Below are 21,395 nucleotides of genomic sequence, written 5' to 3' on the forward strand. Positions count from 1 at the left end.
CTGGGTTACTTCGGAGGCGGCGATGTAAAAATCGCTCACCGTTACGCGATGCTGCGCTTCGTCAGCGAGGCGGTCCAATTCCCGCGCGGGGCTTCCCATCGTGAATGTCCCGCCTTTGATGAGGACAAAACCGGCGGGGAAACGGCTTTGCGCGGTTGCGCTTGCAACCGCAATCAGCGCGGTTGAAAAAAGTAAAAGTGTTTTCATTGCGATACCTCCGATGCACTGATCTTAATACCTATTTTACCAAGCCAATCACTGAGACTGTTTTTCGCGCTGCCGGCATTCGCGGCTCGTATGTGCAAGGCTTCAGCAAAAACGCTGTCGGGACAAAGCCGTTTCGCGTCCGCGATAGTGCCCGATATGCCGCTGCTTGCGCTTGTACATATCAGCGCTATGGTTTTTCAGGTCAAGTCCTGCTGGTTGTTGTGCAAAAAAGTCTGCATGGGCGCAGCCATCCTTGACCACCAAAGGGGATAAACGATAAAGACCGTATCATACTCTTTGAGAGAGACGGCGGTTTTTATCGCCGGGTATACGCCGGAACTGTCAATCCTTTGAAATTCGCTTTTGGCGACCTCAAGCATTTCGTTGTAGTTGCTGGTATACGGCGTGACCAGCGTTATTTCAAGCGCATCACAGCCTGTCAGAGATTGTAACTCCCGGGCTATCTGGGCGCTGTTACCGCTCCAGGTGTAATATACGATAAGCGCCGAGATTAGAAAAAATCTTTTCACTTCGTTGCCTCCTTGTTTATTAAAACAGTGCCTGTGCCATAGTGTTCCCCCTCAATTCTTTAGCGAGAGCGTCACGGTAACATCACCCTCCCCAAGCGCCGTCTTCAACTCCTCCGGGGTGACATCATCTATTTTCCCCAAGCGTGTGAAAGTCCAGGTGTTCGGCGCGTAATAAATCACCAGCGCGTTGCCCTGATACAGTATCAAGTCGCCGCGTTTGGTGGTAATCCGCTCGTCATTGGTCGGCAATGTTTTACCCAAGCCGCCGACTTTTTCAAAGTTACCGTAGTCGTGCATTTGAATGGTGACGGGTCCTTCTTTGAGCAAAGCCAACAACGCCGCTGTTGACGAGTTTTTTACCAGCGTAGCGGTAAATGTTTTTCCGCCTTTGATTGTTATGGTCATTGCGCCTCCTTGCTCGTCAGTCTTTGCGCCGTTACCCTGTGCGCAAACAGCAAGCGTCAACGCACAAGTGAGCGCGAAAATACAAAATAGTCTTTTCATAAATCCTCCTTTGCATTATAGTCTTGACATAAAAAAAGATATGTTTTACAATAGTATAGAACCTGAAGTCAGGTTCAGGTCAAGAGATTTTAAAAAAATTTCCGGAGGAGTCAGGTATGTCTTATTCAATCGGTGAAGTGGCGGAAATGACCGGCATAACAGTATCATCATTACGGTACTATGACCGCGAGGGATTGTTTCCGGCGATGAAACGAACAAGCGGCGGTATTCGAATGTTTTCGGAAACGGAGATCGACGCCCTTAAAATCATGGAGTGCCTGAAGGTCTCGGGGATGTCCATCAAAGATATCCGGCAGTTTCTGGTTTGGTGTCAGGAGGGAGACGGCTCTTTGCGAAAGCGGCGGGATCTGTTCTATGAGCGTCTTGAAGCCGTGAAAAGGCAGATGGAAGAATTGCAGAAGACAATGGATACGATAAAGTATAAATGCTGGTACTACGATACCGCAGTAACCGCCGGCAGCGAAGAAGTTCCGAAAAAAATGCCGGAAGCAGAGATGCCTGAGGATATCCGGAAATACCGAAAAAGAATGGAAATCAATTTGAAGGATTGAGGGGGGAGTGACATGAGGAGGAGGCTGGCGGAATATAAAGATTTATGAAGAATTTCGCCAAAGTACAAAGCAAAAATGTGCCAAAGCCGATAGTGAAATTCAGCCAAAGTATAAAGTAAAATCATGCCAAAGTCTATAGTTAAATACTGCCAAAGTATAAAGTAAAATGCTGCCAAATCATAAAGTTATATCTTGACAAACGGCTAAATTTGGCGTATAGTATAAATTGGGTGATGCTCATGAGCAATAAATATTTACCAAGAATATCCGACAAAAAATTGCGTCTATTACTTGAGGCCAAGGGCGCGGTTTTGATCGAAGGACCAAAGTGGTGCGGGAAAACCCGATCTGCCGAAGAAATCGCCGGCAGCGTTTTGTATATGCAGGATCCGGATACGTCAAAAGCGAACATTCTGACGGCGCAATCCAAACCGTCATTGCTCTTGGACGGGAAAACGCCGAGATTGCTTGATGAATGGCAGGTCGCCCCCGAGCTCTGGAACGCCGTACGCTTTGCGGTCGACAAACGCAGACAAAGCGGGCAATTCATATTGACCGGTTCCGTAAATCCCGTAAGGACTCCTGATATGCATTCCGGTACGGGGCGCATCGGGCGCATGAAAATGCGGACGATGTCACTATATGAATCGGGCGATTCCACTGGGGAGATCTCCCTAAAAAAGCTTTTCGACGGCGTATCGACTATGGAAGGAAAATCGCCGGTTTCAGTGGAACAGTATGCTTTCTTGATCAATCGCGGCGGATGGCCCGCCGTGGCGGGAAAGACAAATGAAAAAATCGTTCTGACGGTTGCGTCCGATTATCTGGAAGCGGTGACAAATGAGGATATTTCGAAGGCAGACGGAATCGAAAGAAAACCTGAACGGGTCAAAGCGTTTATGCGGGCCATTGCGCGCAATATTTCCGCGGAGGCGAAACTTGTAACGATTGCCAATGATTTGGCCGCCAACGACGAGGCGCTGTCTCCGATCACCATCGGAGAATACATTGACGCGCTGAAGAAAATATTTGTCCTTGAAGATTTGCCCGCGTGGAGCGCGAAGCTTCGCTCCAAAACGGTGATCCGCACCACGGCGAAACGGCATTTTACCGATCCGTCCATTGCGGCCGCCGCGCTACGAGCTACGCCCAAAAGGCTGCTTTCGGATTTCAACACGTTCGGCTACCTTTTTGAATCCCTTTGCGTAAGAGACCTGCGGGTCTATGCCGAGAGCCTTGACGGAAACGTCTATCATTACCGCGATAAGAGCGGGCTGGAAGTTGACGCCGTCATTCAGCTTGCCGACGGGCGTTGGGCCGCAGCCGAAGTGAAGATGGGGATGGGGGAAATAGAGAAGGCCTGTGAGAATCTGTTGAGACTGAAAGCTTCCGTAGATACGGAAAAGATGGAAGAACCCGCTGTTTTAATGGTTCTGACGGCCACAGAATACGCGTTTCAAATGAAAAACGGGATATGGCTTGTCCCGCTGGGGTGTTTGAAGGATTAGGAGGGGGGCCGCTTTGGCGTATCCGGCGACGCTTATGCCCCCGGCTCATTTTTAAGGAGTTTCTTATAAATTTTGCTTCGGTGATCGAAATCAACGGCAACGATAGTCAATTCATCATCATGAATTTTCACAAGCAGGCGATAATCCATAATTCTGTATCGCCAAAACCCTTTCAACGCCTTGTTAAGCGGTTTTCCATGAATCCTGGGATCGTCTGTTCCGAGCAGATTTTTCTTGATGTATTGACTCAAAAGCCTTCGGACGCTTTTATCGAAGGAGAGAATCTTTTTTTGTACTTTTTCATCAAGGTAGACAGTATACATTTAAAGGTCCCACTCTTTGACCGCTTCGTCAAAAGGGACCAATTTCACGGTTCCTTTCGCTTCCCGCTCGAGATAGTCCTGGAGAACTTCCCGATCATATTCGTCCTCAATCACTTCAAAAATCATCTCTTTGATGAATTGAGAAACATTTGTTCCTTTCGTTTCAACATATTTTTTCAACATAAGTTCTTCTTCTCCGCTCAGTCTCACAGAAATTGTTGCCATGGGAATCACCTCATTTTCTTTTGTTTACATTGTAATACAAAGAGAAAATAAAGTCAATCATTTTTTGTTGATGAATCTATTTTCTATATGACCGCCATATATATTATATATTTGACGATTTCCCGGAAAAAATGCTAAAATAGCAGCAAACACAATTTCTTACTGGCATAGTAAACAATTGCGGAGAGCATGGAAATTTAAAAACTCGGGAAGAAGACTCGACGAATTTTGGAGGAAAAAACGATGGACTGTATGACAGCGATTTTTGAAAGGCGTAGTATTCGCCGATATCAGACGAAGCCTGTGCCCCGGGAAATTTTGGAGAAGATTCTCAACGCGGCAATCCAGGCCCCCTCGGCCATCAACGCCCAGCCCTGGCATTTTGTGGCGCTCGCGAGCCCCGAAGCCATGACGCGGCTCCGGGAGGTTATGGGGCGGACAGCGGAGACGATTCACCCCCACCTGCGGGAAATTTTTCCCAACCATCCAGATGTGGTGGCGGAAACGCATCGTTTCATCGGGCAATTGGGAAACGCGCCGGTTTGCGTACTGGCATTTTTGCAAAAAGCCGACTACGATAACCGCTTTGAGGTCATGACGCTGAGCGTCGCGGCGGCCATTGAAAACCTGATCCTCGCCGCATGGGATCAGGGCGTCGGCAGTTGCTGGCTCACCGCGCCTCTGGAAGCGGGCGTCGACGAAGAAATCCGGAAGACCTTCGCCGCCGACTACGGGCCGCTGGTATCCATTGTGGCCCTGGGCTATCCCGAAAAAATCCCTGCCGCCCCCAAAAGGAAGGAAGACCGTTTTACGATTCTTTGAGGTTTCTTCACGGAAGGAAACCAAAGTGACGAGTAAAATCTATTGTATTTATGATAATCATATATAAAATATATTTGACGAAACTGTAACAAATATGCTAAAGTAGTTGCAAGTCTTATTTCTTACAAGCGGAGTAAATAATTATGAGGAAAACAATTTTGAATTTCACGATGAAGGAAATCATGCGTTCGATGTGTATATGTAACCCGCACATCCATTTTGATGTTCCAAAATCGGCGCAAATTGAAAAAGTGGTTTTCCGCAGAAACGAATCCTGACGGCAGGGAAAATTCCCGCTCAAACAGAATTCATCCATAGCAAGGAGAAAATACTTTGGAAATTTCCCAAAGTATTTTTTTTGTAAAGATAATTATACTGACTAAGTGACTAAACAAGGCAAAAACTTATGAAAGGGGAAATACATGCTGAATCAAAAATTGATCCAAAAAGAATATGATTTTCTGGGAGACGCAGTATTTTTGAATGTATCATCGGTGGTCATGCCGCCGCGCCGTGTTCAAAAGGCCTATAACGGGTTTATGAGGGACTATATAAAAAACTTCGGGGCTGATGTCGTCACGAAGGCCTGGGAACTTGTCAACGCCACAAGGCCAAAAATAGCGCGGCTGATCAATGCGCGGGAATATCATGAGATTGCCTTTGTCAAAAATACCTGCGAGGGGGTCTCCATACTGGCAAACGGGTATCCGCTGAAACGGGGCGACAACATCATCGTGGCCGACCAAGAGCATCAATCCAATCTCTTTCCCTGGATCAACATCCATGAACGAAAGGGAATCCGGCTGAAGATCGTGAAGAGCGCAAACGGGGAGATCTCGTGGCGGGATTTCGTAGACGCTATTGATGGCCGGACCAGAATTTTGGCGCTTTCTGCCGTACAGTTTTCAACCGGTTTTTACGCGGATCTGAAAAAAATCGGCGAAGCCTGCCGACGGTCGGGGGTTGTCTTCGCGGTGGACGGGATCCAAGCCCTAGGAAGACTCCGGATCAATGTGCAGGATATGAATATAGACTACCTTTCTTCCGGAACAAACAAAGGACTATTGGGGACATTGGGGGCCGGATTTGTATATTGTTCCGATCATATCGTCCGGGAGATTATTCCGCCATACGCTTCCTATCAGAGTACGATCAGTCATGTGGCGCCGCCAGCCATCACAACCAATTTTGAAAGTATCGAATGGTATCCCCACGCCCGGCGGTTTGAATCGGGCAATCTGAGTTATAACTGTATCAACGCCATCTCCCAGGGAATTGATCTCCTTCAGGAATTGGGAATCTCGAATATTGAAACGCATATTTTGCACTTGGAACAGGAATTGCGGGATCGGATCCGGCATCTCCCGCTCCGTACGGTTCAACCCAAATACCGCAAAAACTGGAGCGGCATCATCTGTGTATATTACCCGGAAAATAAAGACATGGAAGTGACCGGCATTCTCGCAAAATATAAAATCTACGCGACGGTCCGGGCTGGGTATATCCGTTTCGGGTTGAATTTTTACAACACCGTGGAACAAATGAGGATTGTGGCGAAAGCCTTGGAAGAAATCGCTTCACTGGTTGATTCAGTACAAATTTAAAAATAAAAGGAGTGTAAAAAATGAGCATTGGAACGATTTATCGAAAGAATACCCTGGTAATAAAACTTTTGGTGGCCCTTGTTCTGGGCGTTGTCGCAGGAGCGGCCTTCGGAGACAGAATTCTTGTAATCAAGCCATTGGGTTCCATATTTCTGAATTTGCTGAAATTGGTGGCGCTGCCGTTGATTATTGTGAACTTGATTTCCGGTATTTCAGCTTTGGGCGATCCCAAGGCCTTTGGCAGAATTGGAGTCAAAATCTTGCTGTATTACGCGGCCACCACGATTATCGCAATCATTCTCGGCTTTGTAACCGGGACATTGTTGAAACCCGGGATCGGTTTTACCCTGACCGGAAAATATGACGCAGCAATCGCGAAAGTGCCTTCTTTCCTCGATACCCTTGTGGGATTGTTGCCCGGCAATATCTTTCAGACTCTGACGGAGGGAAGACTTGACCAGATCGTTGTATTCAGCGCGATCGTTGGAATCGCCGTCTTGTTTCTAAAACCGGAACAAAAAGAAATTCTGACAAAATTCTTTGATTCCCTCGCGCAGGTTTTCAATAAAATTATTGCGGGAATTCTTGTCTATGCGCCGGTCGGGATATTTTCCCTGGCGGCGGTAACCGTTGCCGTCTATGGAAAGATTTTGATCGGTTTCCTGGTAAAATATCTGGGCGCTTCCTATCTCGGCATCTTGTTGCAAATTGTGGTCTACGCGATCCTGCTTACGGTCTTTACAAAAGTCCCGCTGACCAAATTTTTTCAAAAAGCCGGCGTCCTAATCATTACAGCAATCAGCACCAGTTCCAGTCTTGCGGTCGTGCCGGTCAATCTTTCCGTCGCGGATGAATTGGACGTACCGCGATCTATTTCCAGTTTTACGATCCCCTTGGGCGCTCAAGTCAATAAAGACGGGAATGGGTTGATGCTCGCGATCACATTTCTCTTTGCGGCCCAGGCCGTAGGCGCTCCTTTGCCGCTTCCTGTATTTATTAAAGCCATTGTACTGGCGCTGATTCTCACAACCGGGGCGGGAGGCGTTCCGGGAGGCGGCATCGTTTCCATCGCGGTCATTATCGACGCCTTCGGCCTGCCGTTGGAAGTCGTCGGCATCGTCTCCGGAATCTTCGCCCTCATTGATATGGGCTACACGACGCTCAATGTGTTGGGAGATCTGGTGGGGACCGTTATCGTATCCCAATCCGAGAACAGATCGGCGCCTTCCGTCGCGATTCCTGAAACCAAAGTGACAGCATAACATCCTTCAAAATATACCTCCAAACAATCTGAAGTTCAGGGGCCGCCCGCCGCAGGGCGGTTCCTTGGACGGAATGGTTGCATCATCCATCGGCAACAAAATTAAATCTCACCATACACCCATTATTCCTGAGGAGGAAAAATAATGAACGAAAAGACAAGCTACAAAAGTAAACTGCAAGCATTTCTTCTGATTCTGCTCCTGACCCTCGGCGTATTTTTACCGCAATCTACCGAGCTCAAAAGCGCCGGGATCGCGGCCCCATATCGGATCGGCGTCGTACAAAAGACCGCCTACGGCAGCGTACGCGGGTATAAGGAGGGGAAAGCCCTCGTGTGGAAGGGGATTCCCTACGCGAAGCCCTCCGTAGGCGAGTTGCGATGGAAAGCGCCGCAGAAGCCGGAATCCTGGACCGGCGTCAAAGACGCCACGAAAGACGCGCCGCAGAGCATTCAAGGCGTCGGCGCAGGCGCAGCGGGCGTGGAAGGCGGTCAATTTTTAAATATCTTCCGTCCCGACAACAACAAAAAAGGCCTTCCGGTATTTGTTTACATCCACGGCGGCAACAATCAGTTCGGCTCGGCGGCCGAGTTACCGGGCGGAAAACTGGCTGTGGCGACGGACGCCGTAATTGTTCCGATACAGGCGCGATTAGGCCTTTTAGGTTTTATCACATTACCGGCCTTGAAAACGGGCGATCCCCTCGAAGATTCCGGCAATTACGCGCTGCTCGATTTCGCGGCGGCCCTGGATTGGATCCGGGAAAATATCGAAGCCTTCGGCGGCGATCCCAATAATATCACGATTTCCGGTTTTTCCGCGGGCGGACGTGACGTGCTGGCGCTTCTGATTTCTCCCATTTTCAAGGGAAAAATCCACAAGGCCTATTCCTTCAGCGGCGGATTGACCCTTTCGGATGTGAAAGACAGCCAGAAAGTCATCGCGCGGCAATTGGCAAAGCTCGTGACGGAGGATCGTCCGGAATACAGCGAAGAAGAGGCGGCGAAATGGCTGCTCGGGAAGGGGGAAGATGTCCGGGAATATCTGTATGGCCTTTCGGCGGAACGCCTCGAAGCCCTCGTGAAAAACGCGCAAATCCGTATGTCCGGCTTCCCGCATCTCTTTAAGGACGGCGCGGTACTGCCGAAAGAAGGTTTCGCGACCTCAAAATTCAATGCGATTCCCGCGATTCTTCTGGCCAGTAAAAGCGAATTTTCTCTCTTCGCCATCTCAGATCCCTATTTTGCTGATAATGTAAAAGAAAAAAAATTCCTGACGGATCCGACCGCCCGGAAGGAACTCGAATTCGCAATTAAACACGGAAGCCTTCTGTACGAATATTTCAACGCGGAAGAAGCCGTCAAGGCCGTCTTTAAAAAATACAAAGCCCCGCTCTATACGGTGGACATCCTCTGGGGAACGGATAAAAGCATTACGGGCGATGAATTCGCGACGCTGTACGGCGCGGCCCACGGCATATTCCGTCCCTTCCTTTCCGGCGAAAACATCGGACTGGCGCAGCAATTCCCGGCAATATTCCAGAACAAGGGCGCACAGGAGCTCACAAAGACATTCCAGGCTTATCTGAAAAATTTCCTCCATACGGGCGATCCCAACGGCAAAGGATTACCCCGCTGGAGCAAATGGCGGGATTCCAAAGAGGGACCGACACAACTTCTGCTGGACGCCGACAGGGAAAAAGCCATCGTGCGTCAGAGAGGCAAGCGGATCACCTATGCTGAAATCCTCAAAGGGATCCAGGCGGATAATTCCGTTTCCCCCGAAGCCAAAAAGAACATCGTGACCACTGTCCTCAACGGAAGATGGTTCAGCAAAGGACTTGATAAAAAATACAAAAATAAAAATCTATGGAAATAATTCTGATCAGGCATTCCCATAAATCCCGTACTTAGATCTCTTTTCCATACAAAGCTCCGACGGCCATGACGATCGCAAATACCAGAAGAAACCACAGGACCGCTTTCCCATGTGCAAAAATCGCGGCAATAATCATAAATACGCAGGCGGCAATGGCCAGCGAAGGCATGACGACGCGCTTGAATACAGGAAGATCCCGCTCCTTTTTGATGAAAAGGAAGAAGATCGGAAGGTACATGGCGTAGAGGGCCACAATGGGCAGTTCTGAGGAGTCAAACTTGAACGGGCCGAACCATCCGGACGTAAGATTGGCGCCATAAAAGAAAAACAGCCAGATTCCACAGAGCAGCAAAGCCCAGTTGCCAGAATTGAGCGGCATGTTGGTCACGGGATCAACCTGGGCGAAGACGTACGGCGCGGGTCCGTTTCCGCGAATGGCCAGCGCGTACTGGTTACGAACGCAACCCATCATCAGGCCGTTTAAAGTCCCGAGACAGGAAATGACCACAAGGACCATCAGAAGCACGCCGCCCCATTTGCCGAAAATGGTCATAAAGGCAATCCGCGCGCCCTGCTCGCCGCTTTCCATCAAAAGCGCGTTGGGCACGGCGCCGGCTAGGCCCACATAATACAAAATATAGACGGCCATGATGACAAGCGTCCCCACCGTCAGCGCCCGGGGCAGATTTTTCTTCGCGTCCCGCAGTTCCGCGTTAATCGTCGTCGCGATGATCCAACCTTCATAGGCAAAGGCGGTCGCAACGACGGCCGTAAAAAGCGGGCTTCCGTTCATCTCTTGAGCCGCTACGCTTGAAAAATTCCGGATGGTCATGCCGGAGCGAAGACCCGCGATTGTACCGATGACAGCCATCAGGACAAGAGGGATCAGCTTGATGGCCGTCGTTCCGATTTGGAATTTCCCCGCCAAAAGGGGCGTCAGCATATTCATCACATAAATCGCGATCAAATACAGACAGGCCAAGGTCATGCAGGGCCCGCCCGTGATATCCCAGCCCAAAAGCACGCAGGTATAGCGGGCGGAGACCCACGCCAGAACCGAGGTCAACGTCGGGGTATAGATGATTGCCATGAACCATCCGAGATAATAGGCGTATTTCTTCCCGATCACGACTTCGGCGTAGTCCACCAGGCCGCTTATTTTTTCATATTTTGCCGCCATCGTCGCAAAGACGTAAGCACAGACGATCATAATGAGACCGCCGATGACCCAAGCGCCAATGCCGAGCGGCAAATCTCCGCCCGTTGCGGTCAGGACTTTTTCCGCTTTGAAAAAGACGCCGCTTCCGATGACAATGCCGATGACCATGGCAATTGCGGTCATCAGGCCGTATTTTTTCTTCAAAGTAATGTTTTCCATGTTACACCTCTAATTCTGATAAACAATCCATCATAAAATTATACACCCAAACAGGCGTTTCGTCAAGGGAAAAGCTTATTTCAGCCATTATTAAAAACTGGTTTTGTATAGTATGTTTTAATGAAATTTCCGGTGACAAAGGGCATAATTCAGTGACGATACATACGTAGAACACAACGCCATGATCTGATTTTTTTCGTAAAAAAACGCGCATTGCGCGTCTTTTTTTGTAGTATATCCGTCTCTTTTCATTCGCTTGATTAAATCGGCAGGGGAAATTACTTTTACGATTGTTTGCAAGTTCAAAATATTTCAATGCTCAATTCTCCTCTCTTCATTTTCCATTTATCGTAAGCGTTCCTTGACAATCCGGCAGATAAACAGTATAATGAAGTTAAAAAAAGCGCTTCGCTGCCAAAGTACAGCGGCTTGCAAAGAAAAAAACAGGGAGAGGACAAAAGACGATGCACAAAATTTCCATCCGATTTTTTGACGATAAAGAAGTCCGTGCCATTTGGGATGATGAAGGCGCCCGGTGGTGGTTTTCTGTTATTGATATTGTGGGCGTATTGGGTCAAAGCGCAAATCCGCAGAACTACTGGTATGTCCTTAAAAATCGCTTGAAAAAAGCCAGGAGTGAAGTCCTTACAAATTGTAAGGGATTCAAACTCACAGCTCATGACGGGAAACTGCGAATGACCGACTGTCTGACAAATGAAGGCGTTATTGCCCTGGCCAAAGAATTCCCAGGCAAAAAGGCAAATCGCTTTATTGATTGGTTCACGTACAGTGACGATACAATAGACGGTCAGAGCAAGACAAAGGCCTACACGCTTTTCAACAGTTCCCTGCTCGATACCATTGAAATCGGTACTGTCAAAGGTTTGCAGCAGATTCACGGCTACCTGTTCGGGGGACTCTATGATTTCGCCGGACAAATCAGAACCCTCAATATCTCCAAAGGCGGCTTTCAATTCGCCATGGCGCGTTTTCTGCCGGAGACGCTGCGAACCATTGAACGGATGCCGGAAAACACTTTTGAGGAGATCGCCGACAAGTATGTCGAGATGAATGTCGCCCACCCGTTCATGGAGGGCAACGGCAGAAGCGCCCGCATTTGGCTTGACCTGATGCTGAAGAAAAACCTGAAGCTTTGCGTCGACTGGAGCCGGATCCATAAGAAAGACTACCTTTCCGCCATGGAAAAAAGCGTCACAAATGCTTCCCGGATAAAAGCGTTGATGCGCGACGCCCTGACCGATAAGATTAACGACCGCGAGGTCTTCATGAAAGGCGTAGATTATTCCTATTATTATGAGCAGGAAGATGAGATTACAGAGGATGACGGGGCGTGAAGAAATTCTTCGATTCCCCCTTCCTTGAATCTGTGCCACTCATGCACCAGACTCCGGTATCCCAGTTCCTTCAGCGTTCCGTACCGGATCGCGTAATTCTTCTTGCAATGCCGCCCAGTCTCGAAATAACGCAGATATTGTTGCAAATATTGATCCATCTCCCGGAGGCCTTTGTCCGTGGTCAGAAGCGGAAAGAACCAGCGAGACCAGGTGAGCTCGTCGGGATCTCCTCCTTCGAAGAATTTTCGGTTGAAGGTCCGGATCATGACGGCAATGGCTTTTTCGGGCGGAAGGCTCTTTTTTTGTTGCCAGCGGACCAGGGCATGGGCTTTTCGCCTGATTTTTCCTTTGAGTTTTTCCCGGGTCGCGGCGGAAAGATCAATATTTTCGTGATCCCAGGAGACACCCAGGAATTCTCTTGACTCGCCGGGGCGATAAGTTTTTTCTTTTCGCGGGTTGACCCTAAGCCCGTGTCGGGTCAGAATTTCGTGGATGACATCCTTATGGTCGAGGAGTTCTTCCTCCGTCGGCGCGAAGAACATCAAATCATCGGAATATCGCGCGTAGAGTATCTTTCTTTCCGTAAAATACGCGTCCAGTTCCCGCAGATACAGATTGGCCAAAAAGGGGGCGACGGGAATTCCCGCCATGACGCCCCGTTGTTCCGCGACGGGCTTTCCTTTCCAGAGGACGTGGGCTTGCGTCAACAATCCCGCTATAAAGTTGTAAAGCTGCGGGTCGTCTCCGGTTACATCCCCTAAAATCGGGAGCAGCTGCGGGACCGGAATGCAGTTGAAATAATCGTGGATATCTGACTTGTAACACCAGAAAGCGCCGGGGTCATCCCGCCGGGTCAGCATATGGATCGCCCGATGCGCGCCGTATCCGGCCCGGAAGGAATAACAGCCCTCGGGTTGCCGGTGGTCATAGCGGTAGAGGAGCGTCGCAAGGAGCTTCAAAACCGGCGTTTCCGCATCCGAATAGCAGTAAACCACGCGTTTTTTGTCGGAGCCCAGCTTATTCAGGAGTTTTTTTTCGGCTAAGCCAAAAGAGCCCCCGTTCCGGATCGTTTCTACCACAGGGCCCCAGGTTTTTTCTTGGATATATTGTGCAAGCACGTCGAGCTCTTTTTCGGGCAGACGTCTTTTTTCCTTTTTGGCCGAAAGAAATTCCAGCCATCGGGTCTCGTCGGCCAGTTCGTCAAGGAGGCTCATGATTTTCTCCGGGTGTGTTTTGTACCGTTCGGGGGAGCGTAGCCTCCCCGCTCCCGTAGAACGATACGAAACTTTTATCAAAAGGGAAATTGCTTTGAAGGCAGCAATGCTGACACAAGGCTGAACGCCCTCCGGTTGTCCGCAAAACCTTTGGAAAGAGAGCGCTTTGCCCCGTCGCGGACGCGCGCGTACCGCGCGCATTCCCTTTTTGCCTGATGAATACATTTAGCGCGAAAGCGCCAGAAAGGCTTGTATGCGTTTGATCACGTAATCGCGCTCATTGGGCATGTGCAGGTAAAAGTTGATGAAAGGGACGCCGGCGCTTTTGGCGGCGTTTTTCGCGCCCAGAAACGCGCGGTTTCTGTCCCGGTTGTGGGGCGTGAGCATGACGACTCCGGCTACGGATCCTCCCCGGTAGATGCCGAAATCATAGCTTTTTCCGCTTCCGCCGAGGGATGCGACGGGCACGTTGGCCTGCACTTCATAGCCCGGAAAGGATTCGGCGATGACCCGGGAAAACCAGGCCGCGTCTTTTCTTTCGGCAGCGGCGCCGCCATATACGGGGCTTCGTGTCGGTTGCGGCGTGTTTGCGGTCGGATTCTTCTTTTCGATTTCCTCTTTCATCTGCGTCGCCTTTTCGATGACTTTTCCCGCGGCGTCGCTCAATACCTCGCCTAATTTCTGTTTCAGGATCTTGTCAAACAATCCCATGGCTCTCCTCCTGTGTCTTCAGCTTGACTTACTGGCGGGGCGGCAGGATTTCGATTTCCACTCTGCGGTTCCGCGCTTTTCCCCTGGCGGTGTTGTTGCTGGCAATGGGTTCCGATTCGCCGTAGCCGATGACGGAAATGCGCCGGGACTGAACACCCGCCTGACGAAGATAATTTTTCACGCTGGTCGCCCGTTTTTCCGACAAGTCCTGATTGTAGTCGGCCGCGCCGTCGCTGTCCGTATGGCCGGCCACGATGATTCTCGATTCGGGATACTGGATCAAAACGTCTGCGATGTCATCCAACACGCCGTAAAATTGTGGCCGGATCTTGTACTGATCCGTGCCGAAGGTTACGCCGCTGGGCAGATAGAGCTGGAGATTCTCGCCGCGCCGGTTGACTTCCACGCCGCTCCCCCGCAGTCTTCGGTTGAATTCCTTTTCCTGGTTTTCCCGGTACTGTCCCCAGGTGGCGCCCACAAGGGTACCCGCGGCGGCTCCGATCAACGTGCCTTTCGTGTTCTTGCCGATGGCCTGGCCGATTCCCGCACCGAGGATTCCGCCTACGGCCGCGCCTTTACCGGCTTTGGTGACCTTGGCGTAAGTGTTCGCGGAAGCGAAAAGGGCGCCGGCCAAAACGATTGCGGTAATGAGTTTTCTTGTTTTCATGTGTTTTACCTCCAAAATAGATTTTATACGATGAAGTAATTCAGTGGTTTGCGCTTGCGCGCGCTGCTTCTGTCAGAATCCGACTTTCTGATATCCCGCCGGGAAATCAAAGGCGCCTTTGGGGACGCCGGCTTTCAGATTTTCGATGATCATAAGGCTTTTCGCGCCCTGTTCGACGCCTTCAATGGCATAAACCTTCCCATCGTTGATATAGATTTTCGATTTTTTCCCCTGTATCTCGTATTCTTCATAAGGAAGCGTCTTTCCGTTGACCTCGCCCTTTCCCTCGCCGGTCTTTTTCAGATCGGAAAAGTCCGTTTGCAGACCCTGGGTCGCGTCCTGCCCGGCAGGCATTTTCATAATCATCTTCTGCGCGTCGGTGATCATATAGGAAGCGCCGTCTTTGCTGATGACCTTCATTTTCATGCCGCCCAGATCCATGGTGACGGCCACGTTTTTCCCCTCGACGGCGAGGGAGCCTTTCATGGTCATGTTGACGCCCGCGCCGCTTACCTGGGCCGTGAAATCGAAGCTGCCGGGTCCTTTCATAATGTTGGCGAAATCATCGACGACGCCCGCCAGGGCGGTCAGGGAAAAAGCCACGATCAATATCCATATTATAGCAAATTTTTTCCGCATTGGGAACCTCCTTAAATATATTGTGTATTCTCTCGATTTCGTTAAATTTGTTGACAAGTGCAGGCATTTGTGGTATTCTTGGATTATAAAGGAGTGTGATTATAAATGAGCAGAACTACGGTACAAATCCGGACAGACAGCGAAATCAAGCAAGCTTCCGATGATATTTTCAGGAGCCTCGGCATCACCATATCCGACGCCATCAATATTTTTCTTCGGCAGTCCATTTTGCACAGGGGATTTCCCTTTGAGGTAAAACTCCCGAGAACGGAAAACCACGCAATGACCAATCACGTCAATGTCGCCGCGGATACTGACGTAGACGCCGTGGCTGAGCGCTTGCTTGCCAAGCACATCGAGGCTTTTGAAGTGTTGGCCAAATGAAAACGTTGACCAAAGCGCAGCTCCTGCACTTGCATGAAAAACTTCTGGAAAAAACCGGCGGCTTACCGGGAATCAGAGACGAGTCCCTGTTGAATTCATCGCTTGCAGGCCCCTTTCAGACCTTTGACGGCGTTGAGTTTTATCCGACTGTCGTCGGGAAAATCGCGCGAACTTCATACAATCTTGTTTGCAATCATCCTTTTATTGACGGGAACAAACGGATCGGAATGCTGGTGATGTTGGTTCTCTTGGAATTGAATGAGATCACAGTTGAATTCAGCGACGAAGAAATCATCAAGATCGGATTGGATCTCGCCAAAGGGACTGTAACCGATCGGCAACTGGCCGAAATGATCAATTCTCATATCAAGTAAAGGAATGTCCTTCTTCCGCAGGTTGCTCCTGCTCCGCCATGGGGAGCTTCGTCCCGCAATCGACGCAAAACTTCGTCCCGATGACATTTTGTTTGCCGCAGGCGGGGCATACGGCCCCTTGAGCTACGGTTTCCGCCGGGAGTTCCGCGCCGCAGTTGGGGCAGAATTTTTGATTGGCCGCGGCGGGCTTGCCACAGGCCTTGCAGATTTTCATATTTTTGGCCGCTTCCGTGGCGAAGGTCTGGGCCGATCCCATAAAAGCCGCGAAGGCGCCGCCGAGGGCAGCCGCCGTCTGCTGGGCGTTGGCGCTGTTGACGGGCGCTCCTGTCCCGTCGGAGCTGGTGACCGTCGTATTGGTCGGGCCGAATTTTTCGTCCAGTTTCTCGTCGACCTTGGCGCCTACGGTCTGCTGAATCTTCTGACCGGCAATGTCCGCCGCCTTCCCCACCGCTTTACCCACGGTATTGGCCACCGTATTGGCGACAGTCCGGGTCGCCGCGTCTTTCACGGCGTTTCCGACGGCATTTCCCACGGTCTTTTTGACCGTATCCTTCAAAATCTTATCAAACAATCCCATAAAACAATGCCTCCTGATTTTAAATTTCAACAGTAAATTTTTACTCCCCCCGCTATTCTTTCAACTCATAATTCGCGATGGTCAGAGTGCTGAATTTGTGATCCCCTTTCCCGCTCACATAAAAATGAACTTCCACCCAGTACGCGCCGTTTGAGCCGATCCATTTGTAGATCGAGGGTCCGAACACCTCGCTGTTTCCTATTTTGATGGGTTTTTTCGTTCCGTCTTCCTCCTGGACGAACTCATTTTGCGTGTATCCCGCCGCCTTGACTTCTTGGGCATAGGTTTTCGCTTCATCGATGTTGTCCCATTTCATACTGATCAGGATCACGTCGGCCTTGCTTTCCTCCGTGGATTTCAAGCCCGCAGTCTCCTTGGGATACATCCTCATGGGTCCCACCTTGTCGGCGGGCGGCGCCGGGACCTGCTTCGTGAACTTGTTGTCCGGCCAGGCTTTTTTGGCGCCGCTGCCGTATACAGCAGCTGAAAGCAGAAGGATCGCGGTGAGAATAAACAGCAGAACTTTTTTCATTTTCGTAAACTCCTCCTTGTATAATTATGATCAGCCCCCTTCTTAGAAGGAGGACGTCGCCTCGAGGCGACAGGGGCTTGCTCAATTCAAATCATTAAATGTAATTAAAAGCGCCCCTTCGATATAATCCACCACGATCTCGACCAGGTACTTTGACCCGTCTTTCATGGCGTCGGCGGGCCAGAAGCTCACATCGGTATACTCAATGCCGCTTTCATGTCCGAAGGATATGGTATAATAGGGTTCTCCCGGATCAAGGATGATATCCGGGACTTTGTTTTCCTTGAGCTTTTTAAACCAGACGTCATAGTCTTCTTTGGAGACGCCCTCAACCAGGAGGTCGATATGCCGTCCGTCGTTTTCAATGCGACCGTAGACTTTTCCGCCGGGACTGGGGAAATCGACGCCGATGAGTTTTTTAATCTCCGACTTCGGCCATTTCATCTCGGAATAGAATTTTGCTTGGGGATCGGCGGCGGGATCAAGGACGTTGACGGCGACCAGCTCATTCAGGGGATTCCAGCCGACCTCGACGAAGGCAAGCTTTCCCTTGTACAGGTACGCCGCCGAGTAACGCCATCTGCCGTTGCCGTCTACTTGAGTCAGCTGCTCTTTGTTCCGCGCCGGGACAAAGCGTCCGCTCCCGTAGAGATGCAGTCCCCGGAAGCCCTTTTCCCAGAGCAGATCGACGAGTTTGTCAAAGGAAGCCTTATCCGATTTGGCCTCGGCGAAAAAGGTATTGGTATACCGTCCGAAATTCGTGTTATCGTTCCAGCTGATAGAGATTTCCCCGTTGTTCTTCTCCAAGGGCAGATCCGGCAGGCTCAGTTGTTCCCAGACCGCAGCCGGGGGCCATTGTCCGTTGACATAACCCTGAGGCTTGGGAATCAGGGGTTCCCCCTTCGGCGGAGCGGCGCACAGGGTCCAGCTCAGGAGTAAAAAGAAAGCGCTCAGGACGAAGATGATTTTTTTCATAATTGCGTGTTTCCTCCTCTTTAAAAAAATCGTGTCAATTCTGCTTGAAGATTATCACAGAAAACACGATTTGTATATTAGAGAGGCTCTATTTTTTTCACGATCTTCATTTTTACAGAGCATTTTTTTACTTTACGATATCAGAGAGTCTATTATATCAGGCAGTTGTTTACTCCATATTGCTCGTGAAATCCACCGTTCCAGGATAAATTGGAAAGCTTATAAAAATATCGGTACTTTTCCCAGCAAAAATGAGTCGAGTTCCGTCTCTCTGCTTCCGACGATGAGCGCGTATGCTTGCGGATACATTTTTTTAAAGGTCAAACTACCGCCGACATTCTTCACCCGGCCGCTTTTGACTTCAATCGCTGTGGTTTGTTCCCCTTTTCTGATCACAAAATCCACCTCGTGATTCCGTTCCCGCCACCAGTAAACATCAAAACCCTCCTCCTGTCCGCGAGCCAGAAGATATGCACCGACGGCGCTTTCCACAAGCCTGCCGCGTTCGGTGGGATTATCCAGCAGACGCCTTCTGCCGGCGCCGGCGGCAAATGTCATCAAGGCTGTATTATACACGAGAAGACGCGGGGCGCCTTTCCGGATCCGGATCCTGTCGCCGGAATAATTCGTGAGTCCGGTCAACATGCCGGCTTTTCCCAAAAGCTCAAGATAATGCGCCATTGTGACGGTGTTGCCCGCGTCCTGCAGCTGCCCGAGCATTTTGGTGAATGACAATTCCTGTGCGCTGTATCCCGCGCCGAGCATGAAAAGCGAGCGCAATAACGCCGGTTTTCTTACTTCTTCCAGCATCAGGATATCTTGGGAAATCGTCGGTTCCACAATAGATGCGCCCAAATAACGCGCCCAGCGGTCTTCATCTTTGATGAGGGACGCCGCCCCCGGATAGCCGCCGAAAAACAAAAAATCCTCGAGCGTAAATCCGAAGGCTTCCTTGCACTCCGCGAAATTCCAGTGCGGAGAGTACAGCACTTCAAATCGTCCCATCAGGGATTCCGACAGACCTTTCTGCAGCAGCAAAGCGGAGGAACCGCTAAGAAGCACTTTCAGAGGAATATGAAGCCTCGTGTCTTCATCCCAGAGCAGCTTGACATGTGACGACCATTGGCTGATTTTTTGGATTTCATCTATAATGAGGATCGCCTCTCCCGATCCGGCAAGGCTCCTTGCTTTTTCCCATTCATTTCTGAGCCATTCGGGGGAAACAAGGTTGGGGTCGTCGGCTGCGATGTAATGATATGTGGCGCCCAGTTGTTCCAACGCTTGGACAACGGCGGTCGTTTTTCCGGTTTGTCGCGGGCCGACAACGATCTGTAGAAACCGGCGGGGTTCTGACAATCTCTGGACAAGTTGCAAAACCAGTTTTCTTGCGAACATGAGGGGCCTCCTTACAAATTACTCGATATACTTTACTATTTACTCATTATACTGAGTAATTTGTAAAATGTCAAGAATTTTCTCTTTTTTTAACCTTTTGACTCAAAAAATTGTGGTTTGATGGATGGCTCAAACACATGCCGGATCAGCTATCCGGGAAGATTTCCGCGTACTTCCCGCTCTTCTTGATCAGGTCCAGATAGACGAGCAGCTCGTTTTTATTGGCGACCTTCAGCTTTTGGTACAGATGCGTCGAATGGACCCGCAGCGTCCCTTCGGAAATAAACATGGCCTTCTTGATGTCCTCGCTGTTGCGACCTTCGGCGTAATACTGGAACAGCACCATTTCCGTAGGCGTCAGAGTTCTTGCCGCCGCGATAAAATCGTCGAGGATGTTGCGGACGATTTCGGCCTCTCCCCGGAGTTCCTGCCCCGCCTTGTGGGAAGCGAGCAGGCGCGTAATCAGCAGATCCACTTCGGGAATATTCGTGCGGATCTCCTGGGGGAGAATTTCCCCGCCAAGCCGCGCGGTTTGTTCGGTAATGGGCCGGACGATCCGCTTGCTGATGACGACCGCAAGGAGGATTCCGATTGCCAAAAATACCGTAAATATCGCGGTCAGGATCAGTCTTTGCCGGTTGACCATCTCGTCAAAGGCCCGCTTGGGAATCGCGGTCATGACGGAAAATTTCTGCGCCTCAAAGGGAGAACCTTTAGCGTAAAGGTCCATCGTGTCGTGCAGACCCAGCAGCGTTTCGGCGTTCTGTCCGCCGTAAATTTCAAGACCGCCCAGCGTCCCTTGATAGGTATATACCGTCTCCCGGGGCTCGGCGCCGCTTCGGGTCAATGTCCCCGAGATCAGGGCGTTTTCCGTGGAGACGCCGCCGCTGTCATAGAGCGAAAACAGGTGGATCGTCCCCGGGAGCGCCTCCTGCGGCGGATCAAACAGCGAACGGAAATGCATTTCCCCGATTTCGAAACCGCAGACCCCGAGGATCCCCCCGTAGGAATCGGGTACGGGAATCGAGCAGATCAGGGCGTTTCGTTCGCCTACGTCGAGGGCGTCCTCGAAGGTCCAGAAATACTGTCTCGAAAGAACCAAATCGGGGTTTTCGCGGATTTCCGCGACCGGCCCCCGGTAAAATTCCCGTCCCGCCGTGTGGAACTCGAGATCCCAACGGGCTTGAAGCGTCATGCCCGATTTGATGGCCAAAAGGGGAATCCCCCGGAGAAAAAGCTTGTTTTCCGGAATATCTGCCATTTCAGGTTCTGCGCTGCGGAGGAACAAGCCGGCCCTAGAATCTGCGGCGTCGGGGAGATCGGGATTGACCGTCGTTTCGAGGGCCATAAAGATCCCGTTGGCCGAAGAGACGTCCAGTCTGGCCGAAAGGACCGGAAGTTCTTTTTCTTCCAGCATCAGGATGAGATCGGGATGTCCCGAAAGCTCGGGAAAGGAAATTTCCGCCCGGGCGAGGAATTCTTCGATATCGCCCGAGAGCTGTCGCGAGAGCCGGACCGTCTCCACGGCCATGTCGCCAAAGATTTTTTCGGCGTTCTGGACGTAGCGGGAATGGGCCGTCGTGACTTCCCGCAAAATTTCCCGGGACGCCGTGGAAAAGCTTCCGGTAAAGGCGAGGACCGCCAGGATCCCCGAAATCAGCGCGATGACTGAGACGGCAAAAAACCCCGCGATCCGCAGACGCAGGGAAATGTCAGCCTCGCGGGAGGCCCGGATCAATTCGCTCAGTTTTCCTTTCAT

The 21,395-nt window shown here is 50.5% G+C and carries 25 protein-coding genes; 9 read left to right on the forward strand and 16 right to left on the reverse strand.

Annotation, left to right across the window (positions count from 1 at the left end):
- From LBQ97_09320 to LBQ97_09330, 3 genes are all read right to left on the reverse strand, one after another.
- The coding region (locus LBQ97_09320) for an SUMF1/EgtB/PvdO family nonheme iron enzyme (protein ID MDR1832904.1) at positions 1-207 on the reverse strand (207 nt) is incomplete at its 3' end.
- 197 nt (positions 208-404) lie between these two features.
- A complete protein-coding gene (locus tag LBQ97_09325) occupies positions 405-737 on the reverse strand; it encodes a hypothetical protein (GenBank protein MDR1832905.1) in 333 nt (110 codons plus the stop codon).
- Between the two features lie 51 nt (positions 738-788).
- Positions 789-1,241 (reverse strand): hypothetical protein, encoded by a 453-nt coding sequence (locus LBQ97_09330; GenBank protein ID MDR1832906.1) that lies wholly within the window; start codon positions 1,239-1,241, stop codon positions 789-791.
- A gap of 116 nt (positions 1,242-1,357) precedes the next feature.
- Here LBQ97_09330 and LBQ97_09335 point away from each other — a divergent pair, with 116 nt between their 5' ends.
- Both LBQ97_09335 and LBQ97_09340 read left to right on the forward strand, forming a co-directional pair.
- Entirely contained in the window at positions 1,358-1,813 is a 456-nt protein-coding gene (locus LBQ97_09335; GenBank protein MDR1832907.1) for a MerR family transcriptional regulator, read from the forward strand.
- A 278-nt stretch (positions 1,814-2,091) separates the two neighbouring features.
- Positions 2,092-3,321, forward strand: a complete 1,230-nt coding sequence (locus LBQ97_09340; GenBank protein ID MDR1832908.1) for a DUF4143 domain-containing protein — start codon at positions 2,092-2,094, stop codon at positions 3,319-3,321.
- A gap of 32 nt (positions 3,322-3,353) precedes the next feature.
- Here LBQ97_09340 and LBQ97_09345 read toward each other — a convergent pair whose 3' ends face one another.
- Together LBQ97_09345 and LBQ97_09350 are read right to left on the reverse strand one after the other, a co-directional pair.
- Positions 3,354-3,644 (reverse strand): type II toxin-antitoxin system RelE/ParE family toxin, encoded by a 291-nt coding sequence (locus LBQ97_09345; GenBank protein ID MDR1832909.1) that lies wholly within the window; start codon positions 3,642-3,644, stop codon positions 3,354-3,356.
- Positions 3,645-3,869 (reverse strand): DUF6290 family protein, encoded by a 225-nt coding sequence (locus LBQ97_09350; protein ID MDR1832910.1) that lies wholly within the window; start codon positions 3,867-3,869, stop codon positions 3,645-3,647. It abuts the gene before it with no gap.
- 243 nt (positions 3,870-4,112) lie between these two features.
- Between LBQ97_09350 and LBQ97_09355 the strand changes: the two genes are divergently transcribed.
- The 4 genes from LBQ97_09355 to LBQ97_09370 all read left to right on the forward strand — a co-directional run bounded on the left by LBQ97_09355 (position 4,113) and on the right by LBQ97_09370 (position 9,435).
- Positions 4,113-4,691: a nitroreductase family protein gene (locus LBQ97_09355; GenBank protein ID MDR1832911.1), complete on the forward strand. Its 579-nt coding sequence runs from the start codon at positions 4,113-4,115 to the stop codon at positions 4,689-4,691.
- Positions 4,692-5,191: 500 nt separating this feature from the next.
- Entirely contained in the window at positions 5,192-6,295 is a 1,104-nt protein-coding gene (locus LBQ97_09360; protein ID MDR1832912.1) for an aminotransferase class V-fold PLP-dependent enzyme, read from the forward strand.
- 20 nt (positions 6,296-6,315) lie between these two features.
- The gene (locus LBQ97_09365) at positions 6,316-7,557 is read left to right on the forward strand and encodes a dicarboxylate/amino acid:cation symporter (GenBank protein ID MDR1832913.1); all 1,242 of its coding nucleotides are present in this window, start codon (positions 6,316-6,318) and stop codon (positions 7,555-7,557) included.
- 144 nt (positions 7,558-7,701) lie between these two features.
- Positions 7,702-9,435 carry a carboxylesterase family protein gene (locus LBQ97_09370; protein ID MDR1832914.1) on the forward strand — a complete coding sequence of 578 codons (1,734 nt, stop codon included), beginning with the start codon at positions 7,702-7,704 and terminating at the stop codon, positions 9,433-9,435.
- A gap of 31 nt (positions 9,436-9,466) precedes the next feature.
- On the opposite strand, the gene LBQ97_09375 is transcribed toward LBQ97_09370, so the two are convergent.
- Both LBQ97_09375 and LBQ97_09380 read right to left on the reverse strand, forming a co-directional pair.
- Complete coding sequence (locus LBQ97_09375; protein ID MDR1832915.1) at positions 9,467-10,813, reverse strand: APC family permease; 1,347 nt, start codon at positions 10,811-10,813, stop codon at positions 9,467-9,469.
- A 1-nt stretch (position 10,814) separates the two neighbouring features.
- Positions 10,815-11,129 (reverse strand): hypothetical protein, encoded by a 315-nt coding sequence (locus LBQ97_09380; protein MDR1832916.1) that lies wholly within the window; start codon positions 11,127-11,129, stop codon positions 10,815-10,817.
- A gap of 148 nt (positions 11,130-11,277) precedes the next feature.
- Between LBQ97_09380 and LBQ97_09385 the strand changes: the two genes are divergently transcribed.
- A complete protein-coding gene (locus tag LBQ97_09385) occupies positions 11,278-12,168 on the forward strand; it encodes a Fic family protein (protein MDR1832917.1) in 891 nt (296 codons plus the stop codon).
- Here LBQ97_09385 and LBQ97_09390 read toward each other — a convergent pair.
- The 4 genes from LBQ97_09390 to LBQ97_09405 form a co-directional block, all read right to left on the reverse strand.
- The gene (locus LBQ97_09390; protein ID MDR1832918.1) at positions 12,126-13,382 is read right to left on the reverse strand and encodes a hypothetical protein; all 1,257 of its coding nucleotides are present in this window, start codon (positions 13,380-13,382) and stop codon (positions 12,126-12,128) included. The two genes, LBQ97_09385 and LBQ97_09390, sit on opposite strands and share 43 nt — an antisense overlap.
- A 225-nt stretch (positions 13,383-13,607) precedes the next feature.
- Positions 13,608-14,093 (reverse strand): hypothetical protein, encoded by a 486-nt coding sequence (locus LBQ97_09395; protein MDR1832919.1) that lies wholly within the window; start codon positions 14,091-14,093, stop codon positions 13,608-13,610.
- 28 nt (positions 14,094-14,121) lie between these two features.
- Positions 14,122-14,760: an OmpA family protein gene (locus LBQ97_09400; GenBank protein ID MDR1832920.1), complete on the reverse strand. Its 639-nt coding sequence runs from the start codon at positions 14,758-14,760 to the stop codon at positions 14,122-14,124.
- 72 nt (positions 14,761-14,832) lie between these two features.
- The gene (locus LBQ97_09405) at positions 14,833-15,399 is read right to left on the reverse strand and encodes a hypothetical protein (protein ID MDR1832921.1); all 567 of its coding nucleotides are present in this window, start codon (positions 15,397-15,399) and stop codon (positions 14,833-14,835) included.
- A 105-nt stretch (positions 15,400-15,504) separates the two neighbouring features.
- On the opposite strand from LBQ97_09405, the gene LBQ97_09410 reads away from it, so the two are divergent.
- Together LBQ97_09410 and LBQ97_09415 are read left to right on the forward strand one after the other, a co-directional pair.
- Positions 15,505-15,783: a type II toxin-antitoxin system RelB/DinJ family antitoxin gene (locus LBQ97_09410; protein MDR1832922.1), complete on the forward strand. Its 279-nt coding sequence runs from the start codon at positions 15,505-15,507 to the stop codon at positions 15,781-15,783.
- Positions 15,780-16,157, forward strand: a complete 378-nt coding sequence (locus LBQ97_09415; GenBank protein ID MDR1832923.1) for a Fic family protein — start codon at positions 15,780-15,782, stop codon at positions 16,155-16,157. Before LBQ97_09410 ends, LBQ97_09415 begins: the two co-directional genes overlap by 4 nt.
- On the opposite strand, the gene LBQ97_09420 is transcribed toward LBQ97_09415, so the two are convergent.
- The 5 genes from LBQ97_09420 to LBQ97_09440 form a co-directional block, all read right to left on the reverse strand.
- Positions 16,150-16,734, reverse strand: coding sequence for a zinc ribbon domain-containing protein (locus tag LBQ97_09420; GenBank protein MDR1832924.1), 585 nt, complete (start codon positions 16,732-16,734; stop codon positions 16,150-16,152). The two genes, LBQ97_09415 and LBQ97_09420, sit on opposite strands and share 8 nt — an antisense overlap.
- Before the next feature lie 52 nt (positions 16,735-16,786).
- On the reverse strand, positions 16,787-17,266 hold the full coding sequence (locus LBQ97_09425; protein ID MDR1832925.1) for a hypothetical protein: 480 nt from the start codon (positions 17,264-17,266) through the stop codon (positions 16,787-16,789).
- A gap of 81 nt (positions 17,267-17,347) precedes the next feature.
- Positions 17,348-18,241 carry a hypothetical protein gene (locus LBQ97_09430; protein ID MDR1832926.1) on the reverse strand — a complete coding sequence of 298 codons (894 nt, stop codon included), beginning with the start codon at positions 18,239-18,241 and terminating at the stop codon, positions 17,348-17,350.
- Positions 18,242-18,460: 219 nt separating this feature from the next.
- Positions 18,461-19,636, reverse strand: coding sequence for an AAA family ATPase (locus tag LBQ97_09435; GenBank protein ID MDR1832927.1), 1,176 nt, complete (start codon positions 19,634-19,636; stop codon positions 18,461-18,463).
- Positions 19,637-19,781: 145 nt separating this feature from the next.
- Positions 19,782-21,395: a LuxR family transcriptional regulator gene (locus tag LBQ97_09440; GenBank protein ID MDR1832928.1), complete on the reverse strand. Its 1,614-nt coding sequence runs from the start codon at positions 21,393-21,395 to the stop codon at positions 19,782-19,784.

It is taken from the genome of Fusobacteriaceae bacterium, assembly GCA_031272775.1.
Classification (GTDB): domain Bacteria; phylum Fusobacteriota; class Fusobacteriia; order Fusobacteriales; family Fusobacteriaceae; genus JAISST01.